At 69.8% G+C, this 19821-nt stretch carries 19 protein-coding genes; 12 read left to right on the forward strand and 7 right to left on the reverse strand.

All coding sequences use genetic code 11. The features are described from left to right. Nucleotides 1-484 precede the first annotated feature (484 nt). The 3 genes from ABZ444_RS29620 to ABZ444_RS29630 all read left to right on the forward strand — a co-directional run bounded on the left by ABZ444_RS29620 (nt 485) and on the right by ABZ444_RS29630 (nt 5934). On the forward strand, nt 485-817 hold the full coding sequence (locus ABZ444_RS29620) for an Lsr2 family protein (protein ID WP_125641669.1): 333 nt from the start codon (nt 485-487) through the stop codon (nt 815-817). Between the two features lie 1083 nt (nt 818-1900). Further along, nucleotides 1901-4402 carry an ATP-dependent Clp protease ATP-binding subunit gene (locus tag ABZ444_RS29625; RefSeq protein WP_358003670.1) on the forward strand — a complete coding sequence of 834 codons (2502 nt, stop codon included), beginning with the start codon at nt 1901-1903 and terminating at the stop codon, nt 4400-4402. Between the two features lie 593 nt (nt 4403-4995). After that, nucleotides 4996-5934 carry a TIM barrel protein gene (locus ABZ444_RS29630; protein ID WP_352358596.1) on the forward strand — a complete coding sequence of 313 codons (939 nt, stop codon included), beginning with the start codon at nt 4996-4998 and terminating at the stop codon, nt 5932-5934. 13 nt (nt 5935-5947) lie between these two features. On the opposite strand, the gene ABZ444_RS29635 is transcribed toward ABZ444_RS29630, so the two are convergent. Next, nucleotides 5948-6418 carry a MarR family winged helix-turn-helix transcriptional regulator gene (locus ABZ444_RS29635; RefSeq protein ID WP_358003674.1) on the reverse strand — a complete coding sequence of 157 codons (471 nt, stop codon included), beginning with the start codon at nt 6416-6418 and terminating at the stop codon, nt 5948-5950. A gap of 59 nt (nt 6419-6477) precedes the next feature. On the opposite strand from ABZ444_RS29635, the gene ABZ444_RS29640 reads away from it, so the two are divergent. After that, nucleotides 6478-6855, forward strand: a complete 378-nt coding sequence (locus ABZ444_RS29640; protein ID WP_358003677.1) for a cupin — start codon at nt 6478-6480, stop codon at nt 6853-6855. A 59-nt stretch (nt 6856-6914) separates the two neighbouring features. After that, entirely contained in the window at nt 6915-7331 is a 417-nt protein-coding gene (locus ABZ444_RS29645; RefSeq protein ID WP_358003680.1) for a cupin, read from the forward strand. Between the two features lie 16 nt (nt 7332-7347). Here ABZ444_RS29645 and ABZ444_RS29650 read toward each other — a convergent pair whose 3' ends face one another. Further along, complete coding sequence (locus ABZ444_RS29650; RefSeq protein ID WP_358003683.1) at nt 7348-8223, reverse strand: A/G-specific adenine glycosylase; 876 nt, start codon at nt 8221-8223, stop codon at nt 7348-7350. A gap of 78 nt (nt 8224-8301) precedes the next feature. On the opposite strand from ABZ444_RS29650, the gene ABZ444_RS29655 reads away from it, so the two are divergent. Continuing rightward, nucleotides 8302-8973: a hypothetical protein gene (locus tag ABZ444_RS29655; protein WP_358003686.1), complete on the forward strand. Its 672-nt coding sequence runs from the start codon at nt 8302-8304 to the stop codon at nt 8971-8973. A 14-nt stretch (nt 8974-8987) separates the two neighbouring features. On the opposite strand, the gene disA is transcribed toward ABZ444_RS29655, so the two are convergent. The 5 genes from disA to ABZ444_RS29680 form a co-directional block, all read right to left on the reverse strand. After that, on the reverse strand, nt 8988-10064 hold the full coding sequence (gene disA, locus ABZ444_RS29660; protein WP_357975295.1) for a DNA integrity scanning diadenylate cyclase DisA: 1077 nt from the start codon (nt 10062-10064) through the stop codon (nt 8988-8990). A gap of 40 nt (nt 10065-10104) precedes the next feature. Then, entirely contained in the window at nt 10105-11511 is a 1407-nt protein-coding gene (radA, locus tag ABZ444_RS29665) for a DNA repair protein RadA (RefSeq protein WP_358003689.1), read from the reverse strand. A gap of 37 nt (nt 11512-11548) precedes the next feature. Further along, on the reverse strand, nt 11549-11857 hold the full coding sequence (gene trxA, locus ABZ444_RS29670; protein WP_352325882.1) for a thioredoxin: 309 nt from the start codon (nt 11855-11857) through the stop codon (nt 11549-11551). Further along, the gene (locus ABZ444_RS29675) at nt 11854-12228 is read right to left on the reverse strand and encodes a MerR family transcriptional regulator (protein WP_358003693.1); all 375 of its coding nucleotides are present in this window, start codon (nt 12226-12228) and stop codon (nt 11854-11856) included. The genes trxA and ABZ444_RS29675 overlap by 4 nt, the downstream gene beginning before the upstream one ends. 367 nt (nt 12229-12595) lie before the next feature. Beyond that, nucleotides 12596-13294, reverse strand: coding sequence for a class I SAM-dependent methyltransferase (locus ABZ444_RS29680; protein WP_357975284.1), 699 nt, complete (start codon nt 13292-13294; stop codon nt 12596-12598). 114 nt (nt 13295-13408) lie between these two features. Between ABZ444_RS29680 and ABZ444_RS29685 the strand changes: the two genes are divergently transcribed. The 6 genes from ABZ444_RS29685 (at nt 13409) to ABZ444_RS29710 (ending at nt 19818) form a co-directional block, all read left to right on the forward strand. Continuing rightward, on the forward strand, nt 13409-14218 hold the full coding sequence (locus tag ABZ444_RS29685) for a sugar phosphate isomerase/epimerase (protein ID WP_357975281.1): 810 nt from the start codon (nt 13409-13411) through the stop codon (nt 14216-14218). Beyond that, nucleotides 14215-14985, forward strand: coding sequence for a class I SAM-dependent methyltransferase (locus tag ABZ444_RS29690; RefSeq protein WP_358003695.1), 771 nt, complete (start codon nt 14215-14217; stop codon nt 14983-14985). The genes ABZ444_RS29685 and ABZ444_RS29690 overlap by 4 nt, the downstream gene beginning before the upstream one ends. Before the next feature lie 16 nt (nt 14986-15001). Further along, the gene (locus ABZ444_RS29695) at nt 15002-15586 is read left to right on the forward strand and encodes a TetR family transcriptional regulator (protein WP_358003698.1); all 585 of its coding nucleotides are present in this window, start codon (nt 15002-15004) and stop codon (nt 15584-15586) included. A gap of 126 nt (nt 15587-15712) precedes the next feature. Further along, nucleotides 15713-17812: a (Fe-S)-binding protein gene (locus ABZ444_RS29700; RefSeq protein WP_358003701.1), complete on the forward strand. Its 2100-nt coding sequence runs from the start codon at nt 15713-15715 to the stop codon at nt 17810-17812. Between the two features lie 147 nt (nt 17813-17959). Further along, on the forward strand, nt 17960-18754 hold the full coding sequence (locus tag ABZ444_RS29705) for a hypothetical protein (RefSeq protein WP_358003704.1): 795 nt from the start codon (nt 17960-17962) through the stop codon (nt 18752-18754). Then, on the forward strand, nt 18751-19818 hold the full coding sequence (locus ABZ444_RS29710; protein WP_358003707.1) for a glycosyltransferase: 1068 nt from the start codon (nt 18751-18753) through the stop codon (nt 19816-19818). Before ABZ444_RS29705 ends, ABZ444_RS29710 begins: the two co-directional genes overlap by 4 nt. Nucleotides 19819-19821 lie beyond the last annotated feature (3 nt).

The following is a 19821-nucleotide window of genomic DNA, read 5'->3' on the forward strand; positions in this document are numbered from 1 at the left end:
CTTGATCCGGTAAGGAGCCTGGAGAGACTGGCATTAGGCTATGGGACGTCCGGGTTGCCGGATGTCGGTGCCCCTGCTCCCTGAGGGCGACTGTGTGTGGCTATGGTCGGTTCCGGGTGAGTTGTCACCTAGGCGTCATGAGCGTCCGGCGTGCTCCCGCAGGTCCCGCAGGTCGCGCCGGGATGCGTATTTAGCGCCCCCGAAACCCTGCTAGCCCTGGAGGCGAGGACGAATGGAAGCCGTAACAGACGTATTGTCAGCGCTCATCCCCCCGGTCGTGGTCGGCGGTGCCTTCATCTTTGGTGCGGTGAAGTTGCTGCGATCGGAGGCCGCCGGGCGACGGGCAAACCACCAGGATCAGGCCGAGAACCAGAACTGATCTGCCAGTCAGCCGAATCCCCGTAGCGCTGAATTGTCTCCGCGCCTTTCCGGGTATATGTTTGGGCGAGCGAATGAAACAATGCTCCGGGAAAGGATTGCGTAGATGGCCAAGCAGATCCAGGAGATTCTCATCGATGACCTCGATGGGGGCGAGGCCAATGAGACGGTCAGCTTCGCTATTGACGGCTCCTCCTATGAGATTGACCTCAGCGACGTTAACGCCAAGAAGCTGAGGGACGCACTCACGCCTTTCGTGCAGCACGCCCGCAGGGCAGGAGCCGTGTCCGCCCGTCGCCGTGGTCGCGGCGGCAACCGTGCGATGAGCCGCGAGAAGAGCTCGGAGATCCGGCAGTGGGCCAAGGCTCACGGTCTGCCGGTCAGCGAGCGCGGCAGGATCGCCTCCACCGTCGTGGAGAAGTACGAAGCGGCTCACTGAGCCTCGTCGAGAGAGCCATCTCCTGACCATGCGCTTATGCCGTTCGCCTAGGACCCCGGCGAGCGCCATAAGCGCATGATCGTTTTTGTGGGGAGTTCGTGAATCCCCCGACCACTTGTTGATCTTCTAATTCGCCCAAATGTGGGCGTATTGCTCACCTGTGCCGCCGTACAAGGCACCGCGGGGGAGTGGAACGTGCCGGGCTTTGCGGCCGGCGTCCGTGTCATTCCCGGGCCGCCGGGCTCGCTCCCGTCTTCGTCGTCACCTCCGGCCGGAACGGGCCAATGCCGTCACCCGCCGCACTGTTCCCCTTCCCGAGCCTGCGGCGTACGCGCAAAGCGGTGACGCTCCGCCACACAATCGGGCAGACGGCCCTTCCCGAAGCGCCGTCGCAAGCCCTCTTCCCGGCACCGGCCACTTCACCCTTCTTACGGTCTTGCGCGGGGTTCTCCGGGCTTGTTGCGGCTTGTTCGGGCTTCCCTCGGGGCTACTCGGCGGGCAGGGCCGCGGATGACCGGCAAAACGCGGGCGTGCGGCTGGTGGGGCGCGATGGAAAACCGGCGGCCTCTCCCGTGTGCCGCACATTGTCCCCTCGCGGGACCCTCGTGCGCACCGGCGATCGGTAACCCGGCTGACCCGATGGGGAATAGGCGCGACGTGCGTTGCGTGCCGAGTTGTGCTCAGGGCGTAGCGTCCGCGCTTGGCCGCGGTTTGGAGCAGCACATACGATGATTACGTAACAGATACGGGCGCGGGCATCGGAGATGCGTGGCCGGCAGGCACCCCAAGGCCGGCTTCGCCCCGGCGTCCGACGGCCGATCCGTGTTGGTCCGCCCTGGGCCGCGGGCGTCGAATTCCAGGCGCTTCCGGGAAGCGCCTAAACATCGTTCGCTTGCGGCGTATCGGGAACACGTCACCCCCGAACAGTAGTTGGATAGAGGGTGAACGCCCTGCTCTCGGGGAACGTCTCTGCTATAGAGCGTGTCAGCGGCAGTGGGCACGGTTCGCCGAGCCAGGGCTAGCATGCGGGATGACGGGACCGGATTTACCGGCCTGACTGACCGCTCTGTGAGGAGCGACGAGATGTTCGAGAGGTTCACCGACCGAGCGAGGCGTGTTGTCGTCTTGGCCCAAGAAGAGGCCAGGATGCTCAACCACAACTACATCGGCACTGAGCACATTCTTCTTGGTTTGATCCATGAAGGTGAGGGCGTAGCCGCCAAGGCTCTGGAGAGCCTCGGCATCAGCCTTGAGGGTGTGCGCCAGCAGGTCGAGGAGATCATCGGCCAGGGCCAGTCGGCTCCGTCGGGGCACATTCCGTTCACCCCGCGGGCCAAGAAGGTCCTCGAGCTGTCGCTCCGTGAGGCTTTGCAGCTGGGTCACAACTACATCGGCACCGAGCACATCCTGCTCGGGCTCATCCGCGAGGGTGAGGGTGTGGCCGCCCAGGTGCTGGTCAAGCTTGGAGCTGATCTCAACCGTGTCCGGCAGCAGGTCATCCAGTTGCTCCACGGTTACCAGGGCAAGGAGCCGGCCGCCGCGGGCGGTCCCCAGGAGTCGGCGCCGTCCACGTCCCTGGTGCTCGACCAGTTCGGCCGCAACCTGACCCAGGCGGCCCGCGAGGGCAAGCTCGACCCGGTCATCGGCCGTGAGAAGGAGATCGAGCGGGTCATGCAGGTCCTCTCCCGGAGGACCAAGAACAACCCGGTTCTGATCGGCGAGCCCGGCGTCGGCAAGACCGCCGTCGTCGAGGGCCTGTCGCAGAAGATCGTCAGGGGCGAGGTGCCCGAGACGCTGAAGGACAAGCAGCTCTACACGCTTGACCTCGGCGCCCTGGTCGCCGGCTCCCGCTACCGCGGTGACTTCGAAGAGCGCCTGAAGAAGGTGCTCAAGGAGATCCGCACGCGCGGCGACATCATCCTGTTCATCGACGAGCTGCACACGCTCGTGGGCGCGGGCGCCGCCGAGGGCGCGATCGACGCCGCCAGCATCCTCAAGCCGATGCTGGCCCGTGGCGAGCTGCAGACGATCGGCGCCACCACCCTCGACGAGTACCGCAAGTACCTTGAGAAGGACGCCGCGCTGGAGCGCCGCTTCCAGCCGATCCAGGTGGCCGAGCCCTCTCTCAGCCACACGATCGAGATCCTCAAGGGTCTGCGCGACCGCTACGAGGCCCACCACCGCGTCTCCATCACCGACGACGCCCTGGTGGCCGCCGCGCAGCTGGCCGACCGCTACATCAGCGACCGCTACCTGCCCGACAAGGCGATCGACCTCATCGACGAGGCCGGTTCCCGGATGCGCATCCGTCGGATGACCGCTCCGCCGGACCTGCGCGAGTACGACGAGAAGATCGCCAACGTCCGTCGCGACAAGGAGTCCGCGATCGACGCGCAGGACTTCGAGAAGGCCGCTGCGCTCCGCGACCAGGAGAAGCAGCTGCAGCTCAAGCGCGAGCGGCGGGAGAAGGAGTGGAAGGCCGGCGACATGGACGTCGTGGCCGAGGTCACCCAGGAGCTCATCGCCGAGGTCCTGGCGACCGCCACCGGCATCCCGGTCTTCAAGCTGACCGAGGAGGAGTCCCAGCGCCTGCTCCGCATGGAGGACGAGCTCCACAAGCGGATCATCGGCCAGGACGACGCCATCAAGGGTCTGTCGCGGTCCATCCGGCGTACCCGCGCCGGTCTGAAGGACCCGCGCCGTCCCGGCGGCTCGTTCATCTTCGCGGGCCCGTCCGGTGTCGGTAAGACCGAGCTGTCCAAGGCTCTGGCGGAGTTCCTCTTCGGCGACGAAGACGCTCTGATCAGTCTGGACATGTCGGAGTTCATGGAGAAGCACACCGTCTCCAGGCTGTTCGGCTCGCCTCCCGGCTACGTCGGCTACGAGGAGGGCGGCCAGCTCACCGAGAAGGTGCGGCGCAAGCCGTTCTCCGTGGTCCTGTTCGACGAGATCGAGAAGGCCCACCCCGACATCTTCAACTCGCTGCTGCAGATCCTGGAGGACGGTCGCCTGACCGACGCCCAGGGCCGCGTGGTCGACTTCAAGAACACGGTCATCATCATGACCACCAACCTCGGCACCCGTGACATCTCCAAGGGCATCGGGGTCGGGTTCGCGAAGTCCAACGACACCGAGTCCAACTACGAGCGGATGAAGGCGAAGGTCCAGGAGGAGCTCAAGCAGCACTTCCGGCCCGAGTTCCTCAACCGTGTCGACGACATCGTGGTCTTCCACCAGCTGACGCCGAACGAGATCATCAAGATCGTCGATCTGATGCTCGCCCAGGTCGACGCCAGGCTGAAGGACCGCGACATGGGTCTCGAGGTCTCGCCGGAGGCCAAGCAGCTGCTCGCCGACCGCGGTTACGACCCGGTCATGGGCGCCCGGCCGCTGCGTCGTACGATCCAGCGCGAGCTGGAGGACTCCCTGTCCGAGAAGATCCTCTACGGCGAGCTCCGTCCGGGGCAGGTCGTGAAGGTGACGATCGAGGGCGAAGGCGACAACGCCAAGTTCCTCTTCAAGGGCGAGTCCGCCACGGCGGTCCCGGACTCGGCGGAGGCGATCGCCGCGCCGATCCAGCACTGACCGACCAACCACCGAAAACCCCCGCCCCGGCGGGGGTTTTCGCATTCCACGGCCAATCCCTCCGCCCGCCTGAGGGCATCCTCCGCACTTCAGGTGCTGGACTTGGCTCTCCCCGGCACCGCCCTTCTCCAGGTGCTGGTGCTCTGCGGCGCCATTGCCGGCTTCGGGCATTGGGTTCATTGCGGCGGGGCCGTACGTGGCTGAGGGCCTGGGGGGCGGGAGCTGAGTCCGGACGTGGCCGGCCGCCGTCACGCCGCACGTATCTCGGCTCCGTGGGCCATCCTGACCAGCGTTCGAGGGCGGAGGTCCGCGTCGGCCCTGGCTCCAAGGGGCCTGAAGGTGGGTTGTTGCGTAATTGTTGGATGGGTGGGTACGCCGCCACCGGTAGTAGTACTACACTGCGTAGAGCATCGCCAAGTCTCATCCAAGTGATCCGCAAGAGCGTGTTCCTAGAGTCGGAGCTGCTCCCTGGGGAGTAGTAAGCAATCAACTCAGGGCGGACGCGTGCGCCACCCGGAAGCAGGCATGCTCACACAGGGTTCGCGCGTCTGAGGCGGGCGACGGGAACACTCAAGCAAGCCGTGGAGGAACCGATGCGCCTGCGTCACAACGACGGAACGCTCGTTCACCTCGCCTACAACGCAGGTATCCACCCTGCCGAGGACCTGGAGAACCTAATTGCGCACCTGACCCGCTACGCGGTGCCGGTGCGCAAGAGGCTGGGTGTGGAACGGATGGGCATCGGGCTGTGGTTGTCGCCCGGCGTCGCCGACCATCTCACGGCCGACCGCATCGAGCTCGTACGGCTGCGCCGCTCCCTGGAGGAGCGCGGCCTGGAGGTCGTCAGCCTCAACGGCACCGGTGGGCGCAACCAGGAGGTGCCCGGCCCCGACTGGGCCAAGCCGGAGCGCTACCGCTACACCATGGCCCTGGCCAAGATCCTGGCCTTCCTGCTGCCCGACGACGTACGGTTCGGCAGCATCTCGACGATCCCGATCGGCTGGCGCCGCGACTGGCCCGCCGACCTGCACGCCATCGCCACGCGCCGTCTGGAGCGGCTGGCCCGCGAGCTGCGCGGCATCTACAGCGTGACCGGGAAGACCATCAGGGTCGGCTTCGAGCCGTGGCCGGGGTGCGTCCTGGAGACGACCGAGCAGGCGCTGGTGCGGGTGGGCGGCATCGACTCCGAGCACCTGGGCGTGTGCCTGGACGCCTGTCACCTCGCCTGCGGGGCCGAGGAGCCCGGCGCGGCGCTGAAGGGCCTGGCGGAGGCCGGTGCGCCCGTCGTCAAGCTGGGCCACGTGCACAACCACACGGGCGAGACGCCGAGCACCGGCGCGGTGCTGCACGACACGCTGACCGCGATGTTGTCGGGCGCGGTCAGCGGGAGCGCGCACATCGAGGTCGAGACGCACAACCTGTTCGTGCCGGGGCGCGCGAAGGGGCCGGGCGCGCTGGTGTCGCTGCTGGCCGAGGAGCTGGCCTGGGCCCGTACGAACCTGACCAGTCTCGGCCTGCAGCTGGCCGCCTGATCAGCTGATCCCCTCAGAGGCCGGCGAACCAGCCTGGCGTGTCCAGCCGCCACATGTTCGCCGGCGTCATCCTGCGCAGGTCCGACTCCAGGGCCCGCAGGCGGTCCTCGCCCAGCTCCGCGGCCCATCGGGCGCGCAGGTCGTCGAAGATGCGGGCTGACCGGTCGAGTGCGTCGACGCCGAGGGGGGTGAGGCGCACGATCTTGCGCCGGGTGTCGAAGTCGTCCCTGGTGCGCTCGACGTAGCCGGCGCGTTCCAGGGTCTCGATCGTCTTGCCCGCGGCCTGCTTCGAGACGCCCAGGGTGCGGCCCAGGTCGACGGCGGTCGTGCCGCGTGTGCCGATCGCCTGCATGACGAACCCGTGGTTCGGGCGGAGTTCCGGGTGGCCCTGGCGGGCCAGCTCGGCGTGCAGCTCGTCGATGAGCGTGCGGAAGGCCAGCAGAAGTCGCAGAGGCAGTTCGAAGCCTGGGGTGTCGCTTGACAAGATAGACAACCTGGTTAACTATATAGACAACGTAGTTACCTATCTTAAGGGGTTCGAACGTGTCTGTCATTCGTGACGCGGATTCCCGGCGTTCCGAGACGCCGAGCGGGGTCATGACCACCTTCGCCTCGCCGACGCAGGGCGGTGCCTCGTGCTCGCTCTGGCGGGTCGACGCGAAGCCGGGCGTGGCGGGGCCCCAGCACGACATCGACACCGAGCAGGTGTGGAGCTGGCTCGCCGGCGGTGCCACCGTCGAGCTGGGCGACGAACGGTTCGCGGTGGGCGCGGGCGACACCGTCGTCATGCCCGCTCATGTCCTGCGCAGGGTGCTGGCCGACGAGCACGCCGGCTTCACGGCCGTCGTCACCGCCGCCGGCGGCGCCAGGGCCCTCATGCCCGACGGCACCGACGTCGGCACGCCGCCGTGGATCGCGTGATCGTTCAGGAACGGGCGCGGCGCGGGGCCGTGCCCAGCCGAGAAGAGGGAGCTTGTGTGATGCCTGTCGTCATGTCCGCCGACGCGCGTGCGGTCCGTACGCCCAACGCCCTGATGACCACGCTCGCCTCGCCCACCCAGGGCCGGGCCGGGCAGGTCATGTGGCGGGTGGACGCCAACCCCGGCATGGAGGGCCCGGTGCACGCCGCCGACCGCGAGCTGGTGTGGACCTGGCTGGCCGGCGGCGCGGTCGTCGAGCTGGGCGGCGAGCGGTTCGAGGTCGGGGCGGGCGACACCATGGTCCTGCCGGCCGACGTGAGCCGGCAGATGTTCGCCGACCCCGAGCACGGGTTCGTCTCGATCGTGGTCGCGCCCCCGGGGGTCGAGGTCTACAACCCCGGCGGCGAGTCCGCGCCCGACGCCTGCGACCTGGCGCCGAAGGGCACCGACCGCACCGTGCCCCCGTGGATGGCCTAGCGGCGGCCCGGCCGGCTCAGGAGTGGGGCAGCCGGTACGTGCCGTCGTCGAGCACCTCGGCCAGGCCGTCGGCGACCAGGCCGTCGAGGGCGCGTTCGCGCTGGGTCGGGTCGTCCCACACCACGTCGAGGGCCGCCTTCGGCACCGGGCCGTGGGCCGCGCGGAGCACCGCGAGCAGGCGGCCGCGGCACTGGCGGTCGGTGCCGGCGTACGTCTGGCCCTTGCGGGCGGGACCGGTGTGGGGTGGTTTGCCCGCCAGCCGCCACGCGCACAGGTCGGCGATCGGGCAGTCGGCGCAGCGCGGCGCGCGGGCCGTGCAGATCAGCGCGCCGAGCTCCATCACGGCCACGCCCCAGCGGGCCGCGCCGAGCTCGGGCAGCAGCGCCTCGGCCAGCCGCCGCTCGGCCGCAGAGGTGGCCGTGGGAGGGTACTCCTCGGCCCGTACGGCCCGCGCGAACACCCGCCGCACGTTGGTGTCCAGGACGGCGTGCCGGCCGCCGTACGCGAAGCTGGCGACCGCGGCGGCGGTGTACTCCCCGATGCCCGGCAGGGCCAGCAGCGTCGCGTGGTCGGCGGGCACCTCGCCGCCGTGCTCGTCGGCGATGGCGCGGGCGCAGGCGTGCAGGCGCAGCGCCCGGCGCGGATAACCGAGCCGGCCCCAATGCCGTACGGCCTCGCCCGGCGGCTCGGCGGCCAGCGACTTGGGAGTGGGCCAGCGGGCCATCCACTCCAGCCACACCGGCAGGACGCGGACGACCGGGGTCTGCTGCAGCATGATCTCGCTGACCAGCACTCCCCACGGGGTCGCGTCGTCGGCGCGCCAGGGGAGGTCTCGGGCGTTGTCCTCGTACCACTCCAGAACGGGGGCGTGCAGGAGGTTCGGCTCAACCACGCGGTCAAGCGTATTCGCAGACGGGCTCGTTCGGCGTGTCGTCACTGTTGGTAGCCGATCAATTACCATGCTGTGCCTATGGATCCGGATTCGATGGGTGGCGACGGCGGTGACGTCTACTGGCGGCGTCGCATGAGCGTGCTGGTGGCCGTGCTCGTCGTGGTGGCCGTGGTGGCGTGGGCGTGCTCCAGCGGGGGCTCCGGGCCGGAACGCTCGTCCAGCGCGCAGAGCTCACCGAGCGCGACGCCCGCCACAGATCCGCTGCTCGCGGGCCTGCGCACGCTCGCCATGGGGACGGCCAGCCCCTCGCCCACCCCCGCGCCCAAGGAGAGCCCGGCCGCCAAGCCCAGGCGGCCGGGGGAGCCGTGCCCGCAGGACAGCCTGGTGCTGAGCCTCCAGGGCGGCAAGGAGCCGATCTACACCGGCGCGTCGCGGCCGAGCTTCATCGTCACGCTGGTCAACACCGGGCCGGTGATGTGCACGGCCGACGTCGGACCGCGGGCCATGGAGATCCGCATCACCTCGGGCGCCGACCGCATCTGGTCCACCGCCGACTGCGTCAGCGGGGTGGACACCGAGGTCAGGGAGCTGCAGCGCGGGATCCCGTACGTGCGCTCCCTGGAGTGGGACCGGCGCAGGTCGAGCACCGACTGCCGCTCGACCCCGGCCTCCGCCCTGCCCGGCACGTACGTGGCCACCGCCCGCATGGGCGCGCTCCGCAGCGGCAAGGGCGTCTTCCACCTGCGGTGAGCGGCGCGGCCGGCTCAGACGTAACGTTCGAGGATCGACGACTCCGCCAGGCGGGACAGGCCCTCGCGGACGCTGCGGGCGCGCGACTCCCCGACGCCGCCCACCTCCTGGAGGTCGTCGATGCTGGCCGCCAGCAGCTTCTGCAGGCCGCCGAAGTGGTTGACCAGGCGGTCGACCACCGTGGCGGGCAGCCGGGGCACCTTGGCCAGCAGGCGGAAGCCGCGCGGGCTCACCGGGCTGTCGAGCCGCTCGGCGCCGCCGTGGCCCAGCACGTGCGCCACGGCCGACAGGTCGAGCAGCTCGGCGCCGGACAGGTGGTCGAGGTCGTGCAGGGCCTCGACCAGGCGCTTCTGGCGGCGGCCCGCGGGGGCCGGCAGGTAGTCGCGCACGACCAGCTCGCGCTCGGAGTCGACGCCCGCCACCAGCTCGTCGAGCTGCAGCGACAGCAGCCGCCCGTCGGTGCCGAGCTCGACCACGTAGCCCTTGATCTCGTCGGAGATGCGCCGGACCATCTCCAGGCGCTGGGCCACCGCCGACACGTCGCGCACGGTGACGAGGTCTTCGATCTCCAACGCCGACAGGGTGCCGGAGACCTCGTCGAGCCGGTGCTTGTAGCGCTCAAGGGTGGCCAGGGCCTGGTTGGCCTTGGACAGGATGGCCGCGGACTCCTCCAGCACGTAGCGGATGCCGTCGAGGTAGAGGGCGATGATCCGCATGGACTTGCTGATCGCGATGATGGGCAGGCCCGTCTGCCTGGCCACGCGCTGGGCGGTGCGGTGGCGGGTGCCCGACTCGTCGGTGGGGATCGCGGGGTCGGGGACGAGGTGCACGGCCGCGCGCACGATCTTCTGGTCGTTGCTCACCACGATCGCGCCGTCCATCTTGGCCAGCTCGCGCAGGCGGGTGGCCGAGAACTCGACGTCGAGCTCGAAGCCGCCGCTGCAGACCTCTTCGACGGTCCTGTTGTGGCCGAGCACGATCAGGCCGCCGGTCTGCCCGCGCAGGATGCGCTCCAGGCCGTCGCGCAGCGGAGTGCCCGGCGCCACAGCGGCCAAAGCGTCGCGACGGCGGTCGTCCAGACTCCTGTCCACCTGACCCCCGTGTCGATTGGTCACGCCCAGCTTAGCCGTGCTATGTGACGTGCGTGAGTGCGTCCCAGACGTTCTCGGCCTGGACGACCTCGAAGCCGGGGGCGAACGCGACGGGCCCGACGGGCACCAGAGCCCGCTGCCCGTTGCGCTTCCCGGCGCCCGTCTCCAGGGATCCGGCGGGCACGAGCGCCCGCTTGAAACCCAGCCTGGACGCCTCCGTCAGGCGCCTGCGCACGTCTTTGACCGGGCGCAACTCGCCCGCCAGGCCCACTTCGCCGAGGGCCACCAGACCGGGCGGCAGCGGCTTGTCGCCCGCGGCGCTCGCGACGGCGAGCATGACCGCCAGGTCGACGGCCGGATCGGCCAGCTTGATGCCGCCCACGGTGGCGGTGAACACGTCGCAGCCGCCGAGCCGGGCGTTGAGCCGGCGCTCCAGCACGGCGAGGATCATCTGGACGCGGTAGGTGTCGAGCCCGGAGGACGTGCGCCGCGGCTGCTGGGCCTCGGTGCGGGCCACGAGCGCCTGCACCTCGGCGGGCAGCGGGCGGGTGCCCTCGACGGTGACGGTGACGCAGGTGCCGGCGACCGGCTCGCTGCGCCGCGAGACGAACAGCCCGCTCGGGTCGGTGATGCCCTCGATGCCGCGCTCGTGCAGGTCGAAGCAGCCGACCTCGTCGGTGGGGCCGAACCTGTTCTTGATCGCGCGGACCATGCGCAGCCTGGAGTGGCGGTCGCCCTCGAAGTTGAGCACGACGTCGACCAGGTGTTCGAGGGTGCGGGGGCCGGCGATCGAGCCGTCTTTGGTGACGTGGCCCACGAGGACCGTGGCGAGGTTGCGCTCCTTGGCCATGCGCACCAGGTTGGCCGCCACCTCGCGCACCTGGGTCACGCCGCCCGGCACGCCGGTGGCCTGGGCCGAGCCGACCGTCTGGACCGAGTCGACCACCAGCAGACCGGGCTCGACCTTGTCGACGTGGGTGATCAGCGCAGACAGCTCGGTCTCGGCGGCGAGGTAGAGATTGTCCTGGATGGCACCGATGCGGTCGGCCCGCAGGCGCACCTGGGCCGCCGACTCCTCGCCCGTCACGTAGAGGACGGTGGTGCGCTCGGCGATGCGGGCCGCGGCCTCCAGCAGCAGCGTGGACTTGCCGATGCCGGGCTCGCCGGCCAGCAGCACCACCGCGCCGGGCACCAGGCCGCCGCCGAGCACCCGGTCGAGCTCGCTCACCCCGGTGGTGCGGGCCGCGGCCACCTCGGCCTTGACCTGGCCGATGGGCAGCGCGGGCCCGGTGGTCGCGCCGCCCTGGACGACGTTGACCCCGGCGCGCGCGCCCTCCTCGTCGACAGTGCCCCACGCCTGGCACTCGCCGCACCTGCCGACCCACTTGCCGGTGCGCCAGCCGCACTCGGCACAGCGGTAACCGGGCTTCTGCGCTGTCTTGGCCATGTCGAGCAGGCTAGCGGCCCGTGCCGACAATCCTCGACTAGCGCGTGAGGCCCAGTTCCTGCACCAGCAGGCGCTTGGGCCGGGCGCCGACGATCTGCCTGACGGGCTCGCCGTTCTCGAACAGCAGCAGCGTGGGCAGGCCCATCACGCCGTAGCGGGACATGATCTCGGGGTTCTCGTCGGTGTTGAGCTTGCCGATGGCCAGGCCGTGCTCGGCCTCGATCTCGTCCAGGACGGGGGCCACCATGCGGCACGGCGGGCACCACTCGGCCCAGAAGTCGACCAGCACCGGCTTGTCGCTCTTGAGCACCTGCTCCTCGAAGTTGTCGGTGGTCAGCGTGATCATTTGTCTCCCCTTACGAAACAGCCAGGACACGACTGGGCGAGCTGGGCGGCGACCTCGGCGCGGCGGCCGAGCAGCACCCGGATCTCCTCGTCGATCTGCATGATCTTGCGCTGGTAGACCTCGACGGACTCCGAACAGGAGCCGCCCGAGCTGTGGCCCGAGCGCAGGCAGTCGACGAAGGGACGGGTGTCCTCCAGCGTGAAGCCGACCGAGAGCAGCGACCGGATCTCGGACACCAGCTTGACGTCCTCCTCGGTGTACTCGCGGTAGCCGTTGGGGCCGCGTCTGGCCGAGAGCAGGCCGTGCTGCTCGTAGTAGCGGAGTGAACGGGTGCTCACCCCGGTGCGTTCCGCCAGCTCCCCTATGCGCATGCCACCACGGTAAACGTTGACACCGACGTCAAGGTCAAGCCCGCGAGGGAGTGCCGTCGCCTGGAGGAGCGGCGGGAGCGGAGCGACCAGAGCGGGGGAAGGTGGCGGCGTATGGCGACCGAGCCCGCCGAACGGAGTGAGGCCGTTAGACGCGCGAGGGAGTGCCGTCGCCTGGAGGAGCGGCGGGAGCGGAGCGACCAGAGCGGGGGAAGGTGGCGGCGTATGGCGACCGAGCCCGCCGAACGAAGTGAGGCCATGAGCTCAGAAGTGCCGGCGCCTGGAGGAGCGGCGGGAGCGCAGCGACCAGAGCGGGGGAAGGGGGCGGCATATGGCGACCGAGCCCGCCGAACGAAGTGAGGCCATGAGTTCAGAAGTAGCGCCAGCGCAGCACGTTCGGGTAGAAGATCTCCAGGCCAGGGGTCTCCGCGACGGCCTGCTCGGCCACCTCGGGGGCGAACTCGATGCGCAGCACGGCCTCCAGGTCGGCCCGGCGCTCGAAGGCCATCGTCAGGTCGAGCGGCCGCCGCTGCCAGCCCTGGCGGTCCCAGAACGCCTCCACCTCGCGCGCCGAGTACGTCGGCACCGTGCGGGAGAACCAGCGGCCGAACGAGCCGCGGGTGGCGTCGAGGTCGATGACGAACGCGGCGCCGCCGCGGCGGACGACGCGGGACAGCTCGCGCAGGCCGGGCTCGCAGCCGGGGCCGAAGAAGTAGGCCCAGCGGGCCATGGCCACGTCGACGCTCGCGTCGGGCAGCGGGAGGTCCTGGGCGGTGGCGGCGTGCACCGAGACGTTGGGCAGGTTCGCGCAGCGGCGGCGGGCCAGGCCGGCCAGGTCGCCGTGGGGCTCGACGCCGATCACGGCGGCCGCGTCGGCGGCCAGGACGGGCAGGTGGAAGCCGGTGCCGCAGCCGATGTCGAGCACGGTCGCGCCGGCCCAGGGGCGCAGCTCGCGCATCGCGGCGTCGGCCGCGCCCTGAGGGTCCACGGCGCGGTTCTCCAGCTCGTAGACCTGGGGAGCGTTCCAGATGTTCGGGCTGGGGATCGCGCCTCTGGCTATCCGTGGCATGGCCCCAACCGTAGTGGGGTTCGGGGAGTGTCTTTGGGATGGGATGGGGGGTTGGGTAGGGCTATCTGGTGGGGCTCACGCGCCAGAGGCGCTTCTCCGGCTTAGGCTGGCAACGTGGCTGATGTCATCCGCGTGCCCAATGCGAAGATCGCATTGTCCACCGCCTCGGTATATCCAGAACGCACTCCCGACGCGTTCGAACTGGCCGCGCGCCTGGGCTACGACGGTGTCGAGATCATGGTCGGCGCCGATCCGGTGAGCCAGGACATCGACGTGATCGAGCGGCTGTCGGAGCATTATCAGGTGCCCGTCCTGGCGATCCACGCGCCCTGCCTGCTCGTGACGCAGCGGGTGTGGGGCAGAGACCCCTGGGCCAAGCTGGTCAGGGCGCAGAAGGCCGCTGAGCGCCTCGGGGCCTCGACCGTCGTGGTGCACCCGCCGTTCCGCTGGCAGCGCGACTACGCCCGCGACTTCGAGAACGGCCTGGCCCGCATGCGTGACGAGACCGATGTCACGTTCGCGGTCGAGAACATGTTCCCGCTGCGCGCCAGGGGCAACGACGTGGTGCCGTACTCGCCCGACTGGAACCCGATCGACTACGACTTCCCGCAGGTCACCCTCGACCTGTCGCACACCGCGGTGTCCGGCTCCGACGCCATGGAGATGGCCACCAAGCTCGGCGACCGGCTCGCCCACCTCCACCTGGCCGACGGCATGGGCGTGACCAACAAGGACGAGCACCTGGTCCCCGGCAGGGGCAACCAGCCGTGCGCCCAGATGCTGGAACGCCTGGCGAACTCGGGCTACGGCGGCCTGGTGGTGCTGGAGATCAACACCCGCAAGGCGGCCAGCCGCACCGAGCGCGTCGACGACCTGACCGAGGCGCTGGCCTTCGCCCGGCTGCACCTGGCGGCGTCCCGATGAACGTGGGGCCGACCAGAGACCTCGCCCGAGTCTTCGACAGCGTGGCCGACGCCTACGACGCGGGCCGCCCGACCTATCCCGACGAGATGTACCGCGTGCTCTCCGAGGTGACCGGGATCGAGCTCGACGGCGCCACCACGATCGACGTGGGCGCGGGCACGGGCATCCTGACGCACGCGCTGCGGGCCCGCGGCTCCCAGGTGATCGCGGTCGATCCGGGTGCGGAGATGCTGGCCCGGCTGGTCAAGCGGATCGACGGCGAGCCGCCGGCGGTCGCCGCGGTGATCGCCGACGGCAACGCGCTGCCGATGGCCGACGGGGTGGCCGACCTGGTGACGTACGCCCAGTCGTGGCACTGGCTCGATCCTGTCGTCTCGATCGCCGAGGCCAGGCGGGTGCTGCGGCCCGGGGGCGCGATCGTGGGCTGCTGGAACCTCCACCACGCGGCGCAGGCCGAGTGGCTGGCCGCCTACGAGGCGCGGCTGGCCGAGGCGGTGCCCACCTACTGGGGGCCGGCGGTCGAGGAGTGGTCGGTGCCGCCGATCGCCGCGGCCTTCGAGGTGGTCCAGGAGCGCTGGATCCCGTGGACGAGGCTGGTCGGCATCGAGGACTTCCTGCTCGACCTGCGCTCCCACTCGTACATGGCGGCGCTGTCGCCGGACGCGGCCGACGAGCTGGTCGGGCGGCAGCGCGGGGAGCTCAGGAAGGCCTTCCCCGAGGGCGTGCTGTCGGTGCCGATGCGGGTGTACCTGGCGGTGGGCCGGTGACCGGCGGGGCGCGGCCATGAGCAACGTACGACGCCGGCCCGGCCGCAGGCCCGGGTCGGCCGACACGCGCGGCGAGATCCTGACGGCGGCGCGGCGGGTGTTCGCCGAGAAGGGCTTCGACAAGGCCACGGTGCGCGGGATCGCGCGGGAGGCCAAGGTCGACCCGGCTCTGGTCCACCACTACTTCGAGACCAAGGAGGGCATGTTCGCGGCGGCCATGCAGCTGCCGATCACCCCCGACGAGGTCGTCCCGCTGTTGCTGGACGGCCCGCGCGAGGAGATCGGCGAGCGGCTGGTACGGATGATCCTGCGGGTGACCGCCGAGCCGGGGACCCGCGAGCCGATGATCGCCCTGATGCGCTCGGCGCTCACGAACGAGCAGGCCGCGGCGATGTTCCGCGAGTTCATCACCAACGCGCTGCTCTTCCAGGTGGCCGACCGCCTTGGTGTTCCGCACCTACGGATCGAGGCGGCTTTTGGCCAGATGTACGGCGTGATCATGGGCCGCTACGTGATCCAATTGGAGCCGCTGGCCAGCGCCGATCCGGAGGAACTGGTCGAGCTGATCGCCCCGACCATACAGAGGTACTTCACGGCGTAGAGCATTGTTCTGTATAGGGCACTGACCATAGGGTATGGATGTCATCCCGGGAAGTTACTGGCCGGTAAGCTTCCTGGAAACACGTGTCCGTATGCTGGCAGCCATCGTCGTCTGTGGGAGGACCCCGTGCTCTGGGTAGCGATCATCGGGCTGGTCATGACCGTCCTGGCGGTGGCCGTCGCCGGCCGCAGGGTGTTGTTCCTGTTCAGGCTGGCGACCTCCGGGCCGCCCGCGCCCGAACGCGTCGAGTACGCCAAGGAGCACGCCGCCGCCGAGCTCAAGGCCCAGCTCGTCGAGGTCTTCGGCCAGAAGAAGCTGCTGAAGTGGACGCCGTCCGGCACGGCCCACTTCTTCGTCATGTGGGCGTTCTTCATCCTGCTGACCGTCTACATCGAGGCGTACGGCGCGATCATCCAGGGCGCGATCACCGGCGAGCCCGACTTCCACATCCCGCTCATCGGCACCTGGGGCGTGCTCGGCTTCCTCCAGGACTTCATCGCCGTCGCGTGTCTGCTCGGCCTGGTCGCCTTCGCGATCATCCGGGTCAAGAACTCGCCCAAGACGCTGGGCCGCAAGTCGCGTTTCTCCGGCTCGCACCTCGGCGGCGCGTGGCTCGTCCTGTTCATGATCTTCAACATCATCTGGACGCTGTTCCTGGCCCGCGGCGCCTCGGCGGCCAACGGCAACTTCCCGTACTCCTCCGGCGCGTTCGTCTCGCTGGCGCTCGGCGACGTGCTGCCGGCCGGCCCGCTGCTGGAGGAGATCGCGCTGCTCCTGCACATCGGCTTCATGCTGGTGTTCCTGGTCATCGTGGTGAACTCCAAGCACCTGCACATCTTCACCGCGCCGCTCAACGTGCTCTTCTCCCGGCGTCCCGACGGGCTCGGCGCCGCGTCCGAGCTGCGCGTCGACGGCAAGCTCGTCGACTTCGAGGACGAGGAGCTCGACGCCGAGCGCCTGGGCCGCGGCAAGATCGGCGACACCACCTGGAAGGGCTTCCTCGACTTCTACTCCTGCACCGAGTGCGGCCGCTGCCAGTCGCAGTGTCCGGCCTGGAACACCGACAAGCCGCTCTCGCCGAAGATGCTCATCCTCGACCAGCGCGACCACGCCTTCAAGGTGGCCCCGTACCTGATGGCCGCGAGCACCGAGCACGCCGACACCGACGTGCTCGCGCTGCTGGAGAAGCCGCTCGTCGGCGAGGACGGCGTCATCCACCCCGACGTGCTGTGGTCGTGCACCAACTGCGGCGCCTGCGTCGAGCAGTGCCCGGTGGACATCGAGCACATCGACCACATCCTCGACATGCGCCGCTACCAGGTCATGGTGGAGTCGTCGTTCCCGTCCGAGGCGGGGGTGATGGTGAAGAACCTGGAGAACAAGGGCAACCCGTGGGGCATGTCCGAGATGAAGCGGGCCGACTGGATCGAGGAGCTCGACTTCGAGGTCGAGCTGGTCGAGGAGAAGATGCCCGAGGACGCCGAGTACCTGTTCTGGGTGGGCTGCGCGGGCGCCCTGGAGGACCGCGCGAAGAAGACCACCAAGGCGGTCGCCGAGCTGCTGCACATCGCGGGCGTGAAGTTCGCGGTGCTCGGCCCGATGGAGGCGTGCACCGGTGACCCGGCCCGCCGCCTGGGCATGGAGTACCTGTTCAACATGCTCGCCCAGCAGAACATCGAGACGCTGAACGAGGCCGGCGTCAAGAAGATCGTCGCGACCTGCCCCCACTGCTTCAACACCCTGGCCAACGAATACCCGCAGCTCGGCGGCACCTACGAGGTCGTGCACCACACGCAGCTGCTGTCGAAGCTGGTGGACGAGGGCCTGCTCACCCCGGTCACGCCGATCGAGGAGAAGATCACCTACCACGACCCGTGCTTCCTCGGCCGCCACAACAAGGTCTACTCCCAGCCCCGCGACATCATGTCGAAGGTGCCCGGCGTGCAGACCCAGGAGATGCACCGCCACAAGGACCGCGGCTTCTGCTGCGGCGCGGGCGGCGCGCGCATGTGGATGGAGGAGCGCATCGGCAAGCGCATCAACACCGAGCGGGTCGACGAGGCGCTCACCACGAACCCCGACACCGTCTCGACCGCGTGCCCGTTCTGCATGGTGATGCTCGGTGACGCGATCAACGAGAAGAAGAACAACGGCGAGGCCAAGGAATCGCTGGAAGTCGTGGACGTCGCGCAGCTGTTGATCAAATCGGTCAAGGGCGCTTCCTGACCACGAAAAGTCGGACTCCTCTACAGGCTCTGTAGAGGAGTTCCGCACGTCACGGGCCCCCTCGATGGAAATCTCCCATCCACATAACGGGAAAATCACGGTAACCTCAACGTCGCATGGCCTTATTCGACGGGGAGGGGGCTAGTGATGCGCGTCGTGGTCACGGACGCCGAAGTCACCCTGGCCGACGTGCTCTCCCTGCGACTCGCCATCGATGAGCCCCTGCGTGACGGCACCGAGCTCGTGCTGCGCCATCGCGCCACGGGGGTCGAGCGCGACGTGCGCCTGGGCCGTACGGGGAGCCGGACGCGGGAGGCCACGCTGGCCGTCGCGCTGGCGCCGCTGGAGCTGACCGCCGGCCGCTGGGACGCCTACCTGCGGCACGAGGGCAGCCGCAGCAGGCTGCGCAGCGTCGACCCGGGGTTCTCGCTCGACCACCTCGACGCGTACGCGCTGTGCCGGCGGACGCTGGCCTACCGGTCGTACCGGACGCGGAACGGGTTTCTGGCCCTGAAGATAGCCGACGCCGCGCCGGTGGCCGAGGTGCGGGCGATCTGGTTCAGGGAGGGCCGGTTCGAGGTGACGGGGCTGCTGGCGTACACCGGGCTGGAGGACGACGACGCGCGCCGCGAGGCCACGCTGACCCTCGACCGCAGGCCGACCAGGGAACGGGTGTCGGCCAACGCCACCGTCCAGGGGGTGCGCTTCCACGCGGCGGTGTCGCTGGTGAACGTGGTCGAGGCCGACCCCGACACGGCCGGCACCTGGGAGCCCGCGCTGGAGGTCGAGGGCGTGCCCACGCCGCTGCGGCTGGGCGCCTGGCTCGACGACGTCGACGGCAAACGAAGACGGCTGCACTATCCCTCGGCCGAGATCGACGGCGTGCCCGTCCGGCCCTGTTACACCGCCGACGACGAGCTGCGCATCGAGGTGGGCGGATGAAGGTCAGCCTGGTCCTCGCCTCGGCGTACGGGATGCGCGGCGACGTGCGCGCGACGCTCAACCTCGCCACCGCCCTGTCCGAGCGGCACGAGGTCGAGGTCATCAGCGTCAGGCGGCAGAAGGAGAAGCCGTTCTTCCCCATCGGCTCCAAGGTGGCCATGCGCAGCCTGGTCGACGCCCGTCCAGGGGTGCGCCACCTGCTGCCGCGCGGCCAGATGCGCACCGAGATGGCGCTCTGGCGGCTGCTGCGCGGGCTCAGGTCCGACGTGCTGATCACCACCAGGCCGGGCATCGGCGTCCAGGTGGCGCGGCATGCTCCACGTGAAACCCTCAAGATCGCCAGGGAGTGGGGGCGGCCCGCCGTCCCCGGGCCGGTGCAGCGGCTCTACCCGCGCCTCGACGCCGTCGTGACGGCCACGGAGTCGGCCCGGGAGGAGTGGGGCAGGCTGCTCGGCGACGGGTCCGCCGTCCACTCCGTGCCGGACGCGCTGCCGGGCGGCCCGTGGCCGCGTTCGCGGATGGACAACCGGATCGTGGCGGCCGGGGGCCGGTGGGTGTCGGTCAAGGCGTACGACCGGCTGATCAGGGCGTTCGCGATCGTGGCGGACAAGCGCCCGGACTGGCGGCTGCGGCTCTACGGCGGCGGCCCCGAGGAACGGCGGCTGCGGTCGCTGGTGAACGAGCTCAACCTGCACAACCACGTCTACTTCATGGGCGTCACGCCCGACCTGGCGGGGGAGTTCGCCAAGGCGTCGATCGTGGCCAACCCCTCCCGCAGCGAAGACCTGGGCATGACCGTGCTGGAGGCCATGGGGTGCGGGGTGCCGGTGGTGGCCTTCGAGGGCGCCAGGGGCCCCAGGGAGTTCGTGGCGACCGGCTACAACGGCGTGCTGGTGCCCGAGAGCGAGAGCGAGGCGCAGCACTTCGCGGGCGCGCTGCTCGCGCTCATCGACGACGAACGCCGCCGGCGCTCGCTCGCGGCGGGCGCCCTCGACACCGCCGTACGCCATTCGGCCGAGGAAGTCGCCGAACAGTGGGAGAAGCTGCTGTCAGATCTCCGCTAGCTC

Origin of the sequence: Nonomuraea sp. NPDC005730 (genome assembly GCF_040630865.1) — a bacterium.
Lineage (GTDB): Bacteria > Actinomycetota > Actinomycetes > Streptosporangiales > Streptosporangiaceae > Nonomuraea.

Bases quoted from the DNA above. Each gene is read 5' to 3' on its own strand.
- ABZ444_RS29645 (WP_358003680.1), top strand. From the start codon at position 6,915: ATGCCTGTCGTCATGTCCGCCGACGCGCGTGCGGTCCGTACGCCCAAC.
- ABZ444_RS29710 (WP_358003707.1), top strand. From the start codon at position 18,751: ATGAAGGTCAGCCTGGTCCTCGCCTCGGCGTACGGGATGCGCGGCGAC.
- ABZ444_RS29705 (WP_358003704.1), top strand. From the start codon at position 17,960: ATGCGCGTCGTGGTCACGGACGCCGAAGTCACCCTGGCCGACGTGCTC.
- ABZ444_RS29695 (WP_358003698.1), top strand. From the start codon at position 15,002: ATGAGCAACGTACGACGCCGGCCCGGCCGCAGGCCCGGGTCGGCCGAC.
- ABZ444_RS29625 (WP_358003670.1), top strand. From the start codon at position 1,901: ATGTTCGAGAGGTTCACCGACCGAGCGAGGCGTGTTGTCGTCTTGGCC.
- ABZ444_RS29655 (WP_358003686.1), top strand. From the start codon at position 8,302: ATGGATCCGGATTCGATGGGTGGCGACGGCGGTGACGTCTACTGGCGG.
- ABZ444_RS29690 (WP_358003695.1), top strand. From the start codon at position 14,215: ATGAACGTGGGGCCGACCAGAGACCTCGCCCGAGTCTTCGACAGCGTG.
- trxA (WP_352325882.1), bottom strand. From the start codon at position 11,857: ATGATCACGCTGACCACCGACAACTTCGAGGAGCAGGTGCTCAAGAGC.
- ABZ444_RS29675 (WP_358003693.1), bottom strand. From the start codon at position 12,228: ATGCGCATAGGGGAGCTGGCGGAACGCACCGGGGTGAGCACCCGTTCA.
- ABZ444_RS29630 (WP_352358596.1), top strand. From the start codon at position 4,996: ATGCGCCTGCGTCACAACGACGGAACGCTCGTTCACCTCGCCTACAAC.
- radA (WP_358003689.1), bottom strand. From the start codon at position 11,511: ATGGCCAAGACAGCGCAGAAGCCCGGTTACCGCTGTGCCGAGTGCGGC.
- ABZ444_RS29620 (WP_125641669.1), top strand. From the start codon at position 485: ATGGCCAAGCAGATCCAGGAGATTCTCATCGATGACCTCGATGGGGGC.
- ABZ444_RS29680 (WP_357975284.1), bottom strand. From the start codon at position 13,294: ATGCCACGGATAGCCAGAGGCGCGATCCCCAGCCCGAACATCTGGAAC.